The 12,275-nt window shown below is 45.1% G+C and carries 7 protein-coding genes; 6 read left to right on the top strand and 1 reads right to left on the bottom strand.

Translation table 11 applies throughout. The annotated features are described in order from the left end of the window. Nucleotides 1-110: 110 nt before the first annotated feature. The 6 genes from tsf (at nucleotide 111) to QUA80_RS12475 (ending at nucleotide 7,741) form a co-directional block, all read left to right on the top strand. Nucleotides 111-770, top strand: a complete 660-nt coding sequence (gene tsf / locus QUA80_RS12500) for a translation elongation factor Ts (protein ID WP_333424863.1) — start codon at nucleotides 111-113, stop codon at nucleotides 768-770. Between the two features lie 270 nt (nucleotides 771-1,040). Beyond that, complete coding sequence (locus tag QUA80_RS12495) at nucleotides 1,041-1,949, top strand: hypothetical protein (protein ID WP_333424861.1); 909 nt, start codon at nucleotides 1,041-1,043, stop codon at nucleotides 1,947-1,949. A gap of 4 nt (nucleotides 1,950-1,953) precedes the next feature. Beyond that, a complete protein-coding gene (locus tag QUA80_RS12490; protein WP_333424859.1) occupies nucleotides 1,954-2,118 on the top strand; it encodes a hypothetical protein in 165 nt (54 codons plus the stop codon). A gap of 62 nt (nucleotides 2,119-2,180) precedes the next feature. Beyond that, nucleotides 2,181-4,688 (top strand): ATP-dependent DNA helicase RecG, encoded by a 2,508-nt coding sequence (gene recG / locus QUA80_RS12485; RefSeq protein WP_333424857.1) that lies wholly within the window; start codon nucleotides 2,181-2,183, stop codon nucleotides 4,686-4,688. A 555-nt stretch (nucleotides 4,689-5,243) separates the two neighbouring features. Then, a complete protein-coding gene (gene fusA, locus QUA80_RS12480; protein WP_333424855.1) occupies nucleotides 5,244-7,328 on the top strand; it encodes an elongation factor G in 2,085 nt (694 codons plus the stop codon). 143 nt (nucleotides 7,329-7,471) lie between these two features. Continuing rightward, nucleotides 7,472-7,741, top strand: coding sequence for a MarR family transcriptional regulator (locus QUA80_RS12475; RefSeq protein ID WP_051041536.1), 270 nt, complete (start codon nucleotides 7,472-7,474; stop codon nucleotides 7,739-7,741). A gap of 158 nt (nucleotides 7,742-7,899) precedes the next feature. On the opposite strand, the gene QUA80_RS12470 is transcribed toward QUA80_RS12475, so the two are convergent. After that, nucleotides 7,900-12,078, bottom strand: a complete 4,179-nt coding sequence (locus QUA80_RS12470; RefSeq protein WP_333424852.1) for a hypothetical protein — start codon at nucleotides 12,076-12,078, stop codon at nucleotides 7,900-7,902. Nucleotides 12,079-12,275 lie beyond the last annotated feature (197 nt).

The following is a 12,275-nucleotide window of genomic DNA, read 5'->3' as shown; positions in this document are numbered from 1 at the left end:
CTGGGTATTTCTTCACTTGGGTCTAATCATTAACATTAAGATTAGTGACTAATGACTGATGATTAATGACTAATGACTAATAACTAATTTTGATTGGGAACTTAAAGAAGATGGCGGACATATCTGCAAAACTTGTTAAAGAACTGCGCGACAAAACCGGCGCGGGCATGATGAACTGTAAAAAAGCCCTCGCTGAAAACGATGGCGATATCGAAAGATCCATTGAGTGGCTGCGGAAAAAAGGTCTCGCCGGGGCTGACAAAAAAGCAGGACGGGTTGCCTCGGAAGGACTCGTAGGTAGCTACATTCACACAGGCGGCCGCGTGGGAGTGCTGGTGGAAGTTAACTGCGAAACTGATTTTGTGGCACGCCGCGAAGAATTCCAAACTTTGGTGCGGAATATTGCGATGCAAATTGCAGCTTGCCCGAATGTGGAATACGTGAAAGTTGAAGAGATCCCCGCCGAAGTTGTCGAAAGAGAAAAGGCAATTGAAATGGAGAAGGACGACTTGGGCAACAAGCCGGACAACATCAAAGAAAAGATTGTTCAAGGCCGCATTGACAAGCGCCTGAAAGAGTTATCTTTGATGGATCAGCCTTTTATTAGAGATCAGAATATCTCGGTAGAAGAGTTGGTGAAACAAACGATCGCCCAAATAGGAGAAAATATCCAAGTGCGCCGCTTCGTGCGTTTTGTCTTGGGCGAAGGCATTGAAAAGGTAGAAGCTAACTTTGCCGATGAAGTCGCAGCCCAAATGGGTGCTAAATAATCCAAAATTAAGATTGAGAATTAAAAATTAAAAATGTGAAAAGTTGATTTTTTACATTTTTAATTTTTAATTTTTACATGACTCCCGGACTGCGTACAAAACACCCGGTTTATAACCAGTATTAAATAGACATCTCCAGAAAAGCCATCTTTGAACAGGCAGGATACCTGTTCCACAATAATTATTGGAGATGTCTAATGGAAACTCAGACAATTTGTGGCAGAAACTGATTTTTTTGCCCGCCTTCTATTTTAATTTTATACGAGAGATATGGTGCGATCGAGAGAGCGAATAGAGCAAGATTTGGCAGGACTCGAAGAGGCTTTAGCAGCCTTGACTTTGGAGTTTCGCAGTACCTACGATGGTTATTTAACTGCGTTGGGACAAGCAGTGCGGCAGCAGTTAATTTTGGCTTGCTATCACCTTTGCACTCAAGCAGTACCGGAGTCCTTTCTCAAGTTGTCCTTCGACGGGCGGCAAAAAATGCAGCAGTCTGTAAGGGCTTTGGCTGCGGCGTCGGAGGAAAAATTGCGATCTCTAGTGACGACTGAATCCGAAGAAGAAGAGGAAGAAGAAGAGGAAGAAGAAGAGGAAGAAGAAGAAGAAGAAGAGGAAGAAGAAGAAGAAGAGGAAGAGGAAGAAATAAAGGAAAAAAACGAAGTTTCCGCCATTAACTATCTATTTTCATTGGCAAATTATCAATTGCCAAGTGCCAATTCCCCTGAAAGTTTGGCACGCTGGCAAAATAGTATTGAAAAGTCGATCGTCCATATACTCAAGCTGCTTTCTCGCGACACCAACCGCTTGTTGCAACAATCGGGAATGTTGCCCAGTCAATTGCCAGAACCTGTTCTAGAAGCTGCTTCTGGTGCTGAATCCTCCGGCGACAGCGTTGCGGGGCCGCCTAACTTATTAAACTTAATCATCGAAACCGATGCCTCACCAGCATCGCGAAAATTAGCAGAAGCCTTAAGCAGTAGGGCGCTGCACATTACAGCGATTAAACTGCGGCTGTCGGAAATAGAGTTTGCCGATGCCGGAACCTCGGCTTGGCGCCAGCAAATTCGCAACCTCTCTGTAAAGTTGAACTCGCTGGGTCGCGATTATCAGAAAAAGCAGCGGGAATTGGCTGTGGTGGACGCTGAGTCGGCTTGGCGATCGAGTTGGTTTGAAGATTGATCGGATGTTGAGGGAAGAAGGAAGAAGGAAGAAGGAAGAAGGAAGAAGGAAGAGGGAAGAAGGAAGAGGAAAGAAGGAAAAACGTACAACTTTTAAGCTATTGGAAACCGGGTTTCTTAAAGAAACCCGGTTTCTCGGTGTTATAATTTTTTTGGTGGAAGCTTGTTAAAAGAAAAAGTTAAAATTTAAAATCTAAAATCTAAAATCTAAAATCTAAAATCTAAAATTGATATGACTAATAATCAACCCGAATGGCAGCGATTGCAAAAAGCTCTTTCCGTAGAAGCCGATCGCGGATTTAACGATATCCAAGGCAGTCAATACCGCTTCAGCGAGTTTCTGGGCCTGAGTTTGAGACAGTTGGCAGGTTCTGTGGCGGCTTCGGCGCGCGATCGAGCCAGACAACTAGCCGCTGAATTTGACATCTACCCTCAGAAAGATCTCGAACAGCGCCAACATTCGATCGCCATTACGGTTAGTTTTCTCAGGCAAATGGAGCAAGTTTGGGAACAAGAAACTCGCCACCAGCAAGAACAAGCAGCACAAGTCAGACCCGCAAACGCTGCCCAACCAACCGCCCCAGCAGTTTCCGTTCCCCGAACAGCACCCCTGAGTACAGCACCCCCACCACCAAGCCTGACTCTCGACCAACAGTTAACCCGCACCGCCGGCATCGGCCCCGCCAACGGCAACCGCTTGGCAAAACTGGGTTTATACACTGTATATGACTTGCTTTACTACTATCCCCGCAACCACATCGACTATGCAAAGCAAGTACAAATTCGCGAGCTAGTAGCCGGGGAAACTGTCACTTTAATCGCTGAAGTAAAGCGGTGCAATTGCTTTTCTAGTCCGAAGAATAAGAAGTTAACTATATTAGAAGTAATTTTAAAAGACCGCACCGGAGAGATAAAAATTAGTCGTTTTTTTGCAGGCCCTCGCTACAGCAATCGCGGCTGGCAAGAATTCAAAAAGCGCGAGTATTGTACAGGTGCGGTGCTGGCGGCTTCCGGGTTGGTGAAGCAGGGTAAATATGGAATTACTTTAGAAAATCCTGAGTTAGAAGTATTAGACGACTCCGGCGGTGCGATCGAATCAATGAAAGTCGGCCGCCTGATACCGGTTTATCCGCTGACGGAGGGGGTGGATGCCGGTTCGGTGAGGCGATCGATTTTGGCGGCAATGCCGGCGGCGAAAATGTTGCCGGAATCGCTACCGGAAGATTTGCGCGAGCGTTACGGTTTAATGGGTTTAGCCGATGCCGTGACTAATATTCACTTTCCCCTCGATCGAGATTGTTTGGCCGCCGCCCGCCGCCGCTTAGTTTTTGACGAATTTTTCTACCTGCAATTAGGACTTTTAAAGCGCCGCCAAACCCAAAGAAAAGCTCAAGCTAGTGCAGTCCTCATTCCTAGCGGCAAATTGATCGAACATTTTTATGAAATCTTGCCTTTTGCCTTGACTAATGCTCAGGAAAGAGTCATCAATGACATCCTCAACGATTTAGCTTCGCCGCAACCGATGAACAGATTGGTGCAAGGCGATGTCGGCGCCGGCAAAACTGTAGTAGCCGTCGTGGCAATGCTAGCAGCAATTCAATCCGGCTATCAAGCCGCTTTAATGGCGCCGACTGAAGTTTTAGCAGAACAGCATTACCGCAAATTGGTAGGTTGGTTTAACTTGATGCACTTGTCTGTCGAACTGTTAACTGGTTCCACCAAAGTAGCCAAGCGCCGGGAAATTCACAACCAGTTAGAAACCGGAGAATTGCCGGTTTTAGTGGGAACTCACGCGCTGATTCAAGATACGGTGAATTTCCATAAATTGGGTTTGGCGGTAATTGACGAACAGCACAGATTCGGCGTGCAGCAGCGCGCTAAATTGCAGCAAAAAGGCGAAGCTCCCCACGTTTTGACGATGACGGCAACTCCCATTCCCCGGACGCTGGCGCTGACGCTGCACGGGGATTTAGATGTGAGTCAAATTGACGAACTTCCCCCCGGCAGGCAGGCGATTCAAACCACTGTACTGTCTGCAAAAGAACGCATCCAAGCTTACGATTTGATTCGGCGGGAAGTGGCTAGCGGGCGTCAAGTTTATGTGGTGCTGCCGCTGGTGGAGGAGTCGGAAAAGTTGGACGTGCGATCGGCAATTGAGGAACAAGAGAAACTGCAAAAAAGCGTATTTCCTGAGTTTAAGGTGGGTTTGCTCCACGGCAGGATGAGCAGTGCTGACAAAGATGAGGCAATTAGTAAGTTTCGAGACAAAGAAACTGATATTTTAGTATCTACTACTGTCGTCGAAGTGGGAGTAGACGTGCCGAATGCTACGGTAATGCTGATTGAAAATTCTGAGCGTTTTGGACTGTCCCAACTGCACCAGTTGCGGGGTCGAGTCGGTCGGGGCAGCAACCGTTCTTATTGTTTGTTAATGCCCGGTTCCAAAACTGCGGAAGCTATGCAGAGAATGAAGGTTTTAGAACAATCTCAAGATGGTTTTTTTATTGCGGAAATGGACATGAGATTGCGCGGGCCGGGTCAGGTTTTGGGAACTCGGCAGTCGGGTTTGCCGGATTTTGCTTTGGCGAGTTTGGTGGAGGATCAGGAGGTTTTGGAGTTGGCGAGGGCGGCGGCTCAAATGGTAATTGAGAATGATGAAAGTTTGCATCAGTGGCCGGTGGTGCGGGATGAATTGGAGCGGAGATATCAGCGGATGATGAGTGGGTCGATTTTGACTTAGATAGTTTTGGACGCAGCAACGGGGTTTTTAATAATATTTTGTAGGGGCAGGTTAAGCGAAGATATATCAAAGCCGGCAGTTTATTGCTGCACTCACGCGCCCTCCTCCCCGTAGGGCGGTTGATTTGGACCTACTTATTTAATGTCAGTAATTTCAGAAACCGGTTTTCTTCCCACAAACTCACCTAAAATCCTAGGTTTTTTGTCAGGAAACGCGGTTTATAGTTTCTTGCTGAGACTGCTGCAAAATATCAGGTTGCTCGAAACGTCAAAAACACGAATTTGTTGGGTAGGAGTGCCTCAACCCAACCTACTTTCGGAGACGATTTTTCCCTCGCTCTAGGGTGTTTTTATGAGTTGTCAGGCTTGTGGCACTTATTAAACCAAGAATCCTTCGCAGGAATGACGAGAAAGTGTCAAAATTAAGATTGTCCTGCCAGAAACAGGGGAAAGAAAATCTAGCCTGTACTGGCCTTACCAGGCAACATTGATTCCTCGCTTGTCACGCTTGCAGGTGGTCGCCGACGGTTCGTCGCATTTAATCTCAACATTAATTATGAAAGATCTCACTCGTTATCGAAATATCGGCATCTTCGCCCACGTAGATGCTGGCAAGACCACCACAACAGAAAGAATCCTGAAACTGACAGGTAAAATCCACAAAATTGGTGAAGTTCACGAAGGCGCGGCGACGACTGACTTCATGGAACAGGAGCAAGAGCGCGGTATTACGATTCAATCCGCTGCTACCACCTGCTTCTGGAACGAGCATCAGCTCAACATCATCGATACTCCCGGACACGTCGATTTTACGATCGAAGTTTACCGTTCTTTGAAGGTTCTCGATGGTGGCATCGGTGTGTTTTGCGGTTCGGGTGGAGTTGAACCGCAATCTGAAACCAACTGGCGCTACGCTAACGATTCCAAAGTCGCTCGCGTCATCTACATCAACAAGCTCGATCGCACCGGCGCAGATTTTTACCGCGTTGTCCAGCAAGTCGATAAAATCCTCGGCGCTAAACCGATGGTAATGGTATTGCCGATCGGCATAGAAGAAAAGTTTTGCGGCGTAGTCGATTTGTTGACCCGCAAAGCCTGGATCTGGGATGATTCCGGCGATCCGATGAACTATCAAATTAAAGATGTCCCCGCCGATATGGTCGATGATGTCGAAACTTGGCGCGAAAAGTTGCTCGAACTGGCCGTCGAGCAAGACGACGATGTAATGGAACAGTATCTCGAAGGCAACGAGCCGAGCATTGACGACCTCAAGCGCTGCATTCGCAAAGGTACTCGCGATCGGGCATTTTTCCCCACCTACTGCGGCTCATCCTTTAAAAACAAAGGCGTGCAGTTGGTTCTCGATGCCGTAGTTGACTACCTGCCGAACCCGATGGAAGTCACACCGCAGCCAGAAGTCGATCTCGATGGGAATGAAACCGGCGAATTTGCCGTTGTCGATCCCAATCGGCCATTGCGGGCACTCGCGTTTAAGATCATGGACGATCGCTACGGTGCTTTAACCTTCACGCGCCTGTACTCCGGTAAGTTGTCCAAGGGCGACACCGTACTCAACACCGCCACAGGCAAAACCGAGCGCATCAGCCGCTTGGTGGAAATGCACGCCAACTCTCGCGAAGAAATTGAATCCGCGCAAGCAGGGGACATTGTGGCGATCGTCGGCATGAAAAACGTCCGCACCGGACACACCATCTGCGACCCCAAAAATCCCGCCACCCTAGAGCCGATGGTATTCCCCGATCCCGTTATTTCGATTTCGGTCAAACCGAAACAAAAAGGCGGCGAAGAAAAAATGGGAGCAGCCCTCACCAAGATGGTGCAAGAAGACCCATCCTTCCACATGGTGACGGATCAAGAAAGTGGCGAAACGATTCTCAAGGGGATGGGCGAGTTACACCTCGACATCAAAGTAGACATTCTCAAGCGCACCCACGGCATCGAAGTAGAAGTCGGCGAACCGCAGGTAGCCTACCGCGAGTCGATTACCAAGCGCCTCGAAGACGAATACACCCACAAAAAGCAATCAGGTGGTTCCGGTCAATTTGCCAAAATCGGCTACGTGATCGAGCCTGGTGAGCCTGGAAGCGGCTTCCAGTTTGAGTCCAAAGTGACCGGTGGTAGCGTGCCGAGAGAATATTGGCCAGCGGTCGAAAAAGGCTTTGAAAGCTGCATCGACAAAGGCGTCTTGGCCGGATTCCCTTGCTTGGACTTGAAATTCACCCTACTAGAAGGCGGTTTCCACCCCGTTGACTCGTCAGCAATGGCCTTTGAAATTGCTGCCAAAGCGGCCTATCGCCAGTCTCTGCCTAAAGCGGCGCCTCAGTTGCTCGAACCGATTATGAATGTCGATGTATTCACTCCAGATGATTACATGGGCGACGTGATCGGCGACCTCAACCGCCGCCGGGGCATGATGAAATCTCAGGAGACAGGACAAACAGGAGCGCGGATCAAGGCAGATGTGCCGTTGAGCGAAATGTTTGGTTACATTAGCGATTTGCGTACAATGACCTCTGGGCGCGGGCAGTTCTCGATGTCCTTCTCGCACTATGCTCCTTGTCCGAATAACATCGCTGAAGAAGTGATTAAGGCGGCAAAAGAGCGTCAAGCTGCGAAGTAATGTATTGAGTGCGACGAAGTGATTTGTCGCAGTCAATCACCAAGGTTAAAAACTAGATTTTTGTAGTTTTTAACCTACATTCCGCACTTCTTAACATAGTCAGAAGTGCGGAATGTAGGCTCAAAGAAGCGCTAGAGTATCGTGTGCGCTTGAGCGACTTGGCCCAGAAAGTGTTGTTGAGCCGTAGCAATCTGACCCATCTGGTCGATCGTCTGGAAAAAGCCGGACTGCTGTATCGAGAACGCTGTCCGAGCGATCGGCGTGGCGCCTATGCCGTGCTGACTGAGGCTGGATTGGAGATGCAACAGAAGATGTGGACGGTTTATGCTGAAGGAATCGCAGAATACTTTGGCTCTCACTTGGATGATGAAGAACTTCAGGTGATGCAGCGAGTGTTAGAGCGAATGCTTTAAAAAAAGCAACACCCTGAAACCCACATCAATTCATGCCAATATACCTGGGTTCGATCATTACCGTTACCAACTGCTACCTCTACGCTCAACTCAACCTAAGTTCATAACTGTAATTGCCCTAGCTGACTGCAACAGCTATCTTCAAGATACTTTCATCTTTAGAGTTTTATGATGATTTTATCTGATAGACCTTGAATATTGAGTTCAAGGCTGGGAGAAGCATCACTGTAGAAGACTTCACAGATGTAACCACTTTCAGGAACCTTAAAAAGTAATCTGTTGCTGCCCGATACTTCCACATCTTCAACCTTACCTTTGATGGTGCATTTCCCAGAATCCAAAGTTACTTGCAATATCTTGGATGTATCATCAGTAATAGTTAGCTGCTTAATCGTCTTGATTCTCATCAATTTAAGACGACCTATGTCACGCTGTTCGACGCCATTGCCTAAAGTTTTCCAATCAGCTTCTCTCTTGACTTCCGTGTTTGATGGCTCTGCTAGTGGAACAGTAAGCTCTGGAAGGTTAGAGACTGAATCTAGATTTATGCTCCATTTACGAGCATTCTCATCAAGTTCGTCCTGTCTTTGCTTAAATTTGCCACCATCTGTGTTTCGCTCGTAGTCTACCTGCTTTTTCTTAGTGGCAATCCAACGCTCTCGTGCAAAATTTCGTAGCTTAGAGTTGGAATCATCAAAAAATTTCTCATAAAATTCTAAGCATGGCACAAACTCACCAATTCTCTCCATTGCAGCACCAACTTCTTGTACAGTTATATGGTGCTGCCAATCGGAAAAACCTCGAACTGAAGTTATAAAGTTCTGATAACGTTGGCGTTCTGATCGAGCAGTATCTGGTGTAAGATCTGAGTAAGCAATTCCACGCACAACATTAAACTTCAAACTTTTTGCTTCATTGGGATGAGGATGCTTAGCTATTGCTTCTATGGCTTTGCTCCACAATTTTCGCTGAATTAAGTAGTCAACTAGCTCTTGATGCCGATTCAGGTTTTGAAGCGCTGGTAAAACATAGTCTAACCATTGATATTTATCTGGTTTTCTTTCTCTTTCCCACTCCTGAAAAATCCGCTGATTTTCTCCTTCTTTTTGCAGGTATTGTAAGCCTTCGGGAAAACCTTCGACTTCAGCTTTAGCTAAGTTATACTCGCGCTTTGGGGGAACTTCACACTGATCCCAGCAGCGCACAGCACCTTTATAATCTTTGGCTTGGTAGAAAGAACTTCCCGCCACTTTTATTGTTTGGTTATAACCAGCTTGTTGCAAGTCTTGTAATAGATTTCCAAATCGTTGCCATTGCTCACAGGTGAGACTCTGTTCGTTCATCAATTTTATATCATCAATTTGGCTGGCATATTGCTCGATCGCTGCTTGCCAGGGTTTGCTCGAACGAAAGTTTTTCAGTGAGTTGTTCTCATTGCGTTTTTCAAGGAACTCGGTGAATTTATTGAGAACATCGAAAGATTTCGGATCTTCCTCCATCATGAATGCCACTAAAGAAAGCTCTACTGGTTTCTGATTGGGGTTTTTTTCACACCATTGCTTCAATTCTTTCCAACAAGCTCCCTCCCAGAAGCACTTCCAAGCCTCTTCCTTCTTACCTCGATTCAAGAAAAGTTGACCAGCCTCACTAAAATGATTATCGAATTTGAGCGCCCAAGCTTCGCAGAGGTCAACTTCTTTTGTATCTCCTAACACAGAGTAATACGCTTTTGCATTTCTGAGTAACTCTGGGTTTTCCTCTGCCAATCCTTGCTTCTTCATCTGCTTTGCTTGGAGTTCTCGGTTGTCTTGATCCAGCACTTCTAGACTTTGCCCTGTGCTGATAGTTCCGAGTAAATCTGTCCAATCGTGGCGTTTATCAGCTTCCAACCGCTCAAGGAATCCATCGATCCGATCGTCACTAGCCTGCTGCCACAGCAATTCATCTCCTTCTTTTGAGTCAATGACAACCAAATCAGACATCGCTCGGCTAGCCGCAACGTAAAGCTTGTTAAAGTAGTATTCTAACTCTACTGAATCTCTTTGACTATTAGCGTCAAAGTTCCATACAAAGTTCGCATTGTTTTCTTGAGCCAACTCATGCCCAAATTTGTATAGGATGACCAGCGGGAACTCCAGGCCCTTTGCTTTGATGGCACTGTATACGTTCTCTGGCGTTTTTCCCTCGTTGGCTTGTGGAAATAATTCCAAAAGAATTTCATCACTTTTGATATAGTCAATTTCCCCGCCAGCTTCACAGGGTAGGATAAAAATCGGCTTATTGTCGATATGGCTTTTTAAATCGTCTAACGAGAGATTCTGACCAAAAATAAACTTTTGCGGTTTAGAAAAACTGTCTTTTTTTTGCCACGGAGTTTGTGGCTTAATGTCAGGTAGCTCGAAACGAACACAGCGCCACAATTGGATTAAATTGGTCACTTTAACGATAGATGAGCTAGAGCGATAATTAACTTGTAGCTCCTTAAAATTCATCTTTAGATTAAGTTTACTTGCTGGATCGAGCCTCATTACAACTTCGTTGTAAAACAATGCCCCGACGCTATCCCAACGAAATCCAGTAGGGTTTAAGGTTTGAAAAGGATCGCCAGCAAAGGTAAAGGGTAGGACAGAAACATAGTTAAATCCAAAATCATATTTAGAAAAAACAGAAAGCTTGACGATGAGTTGCAGTTCTAGTCTCGTAAAATCTTGAGATTCATCGCAAAAAATTGCAGTGTATTCAGAAGAGAAATATTTCCGTTCGAGAACTATTCTAATTAAGTCTTGATCGTCCCAGTAGCCCTTATCTTCAATTAGCCTTTCATACCATTTCCAAACCGTTTCATAAATTCCTTTGAATGTATCTTCTGGAATCTTGCGTTGTTCCTCGCGCGGTAATTCCTTATAATCGTCTTCGTTTATATATCCATCAAGAGAGTAGCCTTTAATCAAAGTTCTAATAATGTACCAGCATCGCCCTGCTGAGTAGCGTTTATTTCTTGCTTCTGGCAGTGGAGAATCTTTATAAAGCTGTCGAAACTGGTTATAAGAAATGTATTTTTCTGGTTTAAATCTGTCGTATTCTGTAGATGGTAAAAAATTTAATAAAAATTTCTGGAATGGTTGAAAAAAGGGTTCTACATCTGGTATTTCTGCTTCTGGCTTTCCTCTCTCTAATAAAAATTTATGATGAGATTTTAAAAGGCTTTGCACTGAATCTTTAGCTACCTTGAGCAAACTCTCGCTGTAAGTTAGAAAAAGAGGGTGTGGCTTTTCATAAAAATCATATCCTCCTGCTTGACAAGAGTTCCAGTGGCGATCGCAGTAATCAGCAAAAAGGTGGAATAACATTGTAGATTTACCACTCCCAGCTCGTCCATTGATAAACATCGGTAGGGAGGGTTTTTGTGGAGTTGAAATAGATTCTAAAATTTGTTCTTCTTCCACTGAGAGAGCTAGATTTGATTCGTCATCTTTTTCAATAGCTAGCCAACTTTCAAAATCTAATAGTAGGTATGCTGGATAAGAACGTCGTGCTAGGCAAGTTAGCTCATCCATACTCAATTGAGCCGGAAGATTATTAACATTTTCACCAAAGTCGGGAAGATCGATCGCCTCTACTACTTCTCTTATAGGGTCATCCGATGGTTTTTCAAGAAAAGGAGCAAGCAAAAATAAAATTTTTCTAGAGGACGTATCTTCAGTAGCAATAGTTTCGATCCTACTAAACAAAATCGATAACCCTTCCCTGTTGCTATATAACTTTACACGAGAGCAACTTGTGCTTTCATCTTCCACATCATTTTGACTAATAATCTCGAGAATAATATTTTTGAAAGTTTCCCGTCGGTCTTTGATTTTCTCTTGTCCGCACTTTTTCAACCATTGTCCGCTTTCGTAAATCACCAAGTCTTGAGAGTCTTTACTCCAGCTAGGTAGCTCTAGCCAGACTAACAGATCGTTTGGAAGAGGCTCGCGTTTGTTTGGCTGTTGACAAACCGATTCTTTTTGTTTATTTAGCCATTCCTTAATCTCATCATCATTCAGTAATGGCTCTAACTTGTCTTGACCAAATTTTTGACGTTTATTTTTGTCTGTAAATTCTTCATACTCTTGACTTTTTCGCTCCAGAATATTTAGTAAGCAGAGAATCTTCTCATTATCTACCTCTTCGATCTTTGCTAATAACCTGTATTTCCCTATTCTTCGCTTCCAGTAAGGATAAATTGGATCGAAGAGATCTAACACTTCGGAGTTATCATAAAGTTCAGTGATTTTAGGTTTAATATAATACTTTTCAGCGTTATCCTGGCACTGCTGTGTAATATAGATATACATAAGCTTTGGGAAAGTTCTTTGGTAAGTATTCAGGTAGTAGCTGACAAAATACCTATACGGCGAATCAAAGACAACTCGTAAGTTCCGCATAGCTAGTAGACATCCCCGAAAGAATACCTTCAACCCTTGCCCTGTCTGGGCTGAGAGCGAATTTCCGGAGATATCTAGTAACTATATCACATTTGCAGTATGATACC

Source organism: Microcoleus sp. F4-D5 (genome assembly GCF_036704885.1).
GTDB lineage: Bacteria > Cyanobacteriota > Cyanobacteriia > Cyanobacteriales > Microcoleaceae > Microcoleus.
Note: the sequence above shows the minus strand (reverse complement) of the source record. Positions and strands in the feature narration are given on the sequence as shown.

Bases quoted from the DNA above. Each gene is read 5' to 3' on its own strand.
- recG (WP_333424857.1), top strand. From the start codon at position 2,181: ATGACTAATAATCAACCCGAATGGCAGCGATTGCAAAAAGCTCTTTCC.
- QUA80_RS12470 (WP_333424852.1), bottom strand. From the start codon at position 12,078: ATGTATATCTATATTACACAGCAGTGCCAGGATAACGCTGAAAAGTAT.
- tsf (WP_333424863.1), top strand. From the start codon at position 111: ATGGCGGACATATCTGCAAAACTTGTTAAAGAACTGCGCGACAAAACC.
- QUA80_RS12495 (WP_333424861.1), top strand. From the start codon at position 1,041: ATGGTGCGATCGAGAGAGCGAATAGAGCAAGATTTGGCAGGACTCGAA.
- QUA80_RS12490 (WP_333424859.1), top strand. From the start codon at position 1,954: ATGTTGAGGGAAGAAGGAAGAAGGAAGAAGGAAGAAGGAAGAAGGAAG.
- fusA (WP_333424855.1), top strand. From the start codon at position 5,244: ATGAAAGATCTCACTCGTTATCGAAATATCGGCATCTTCGCCCACGTA.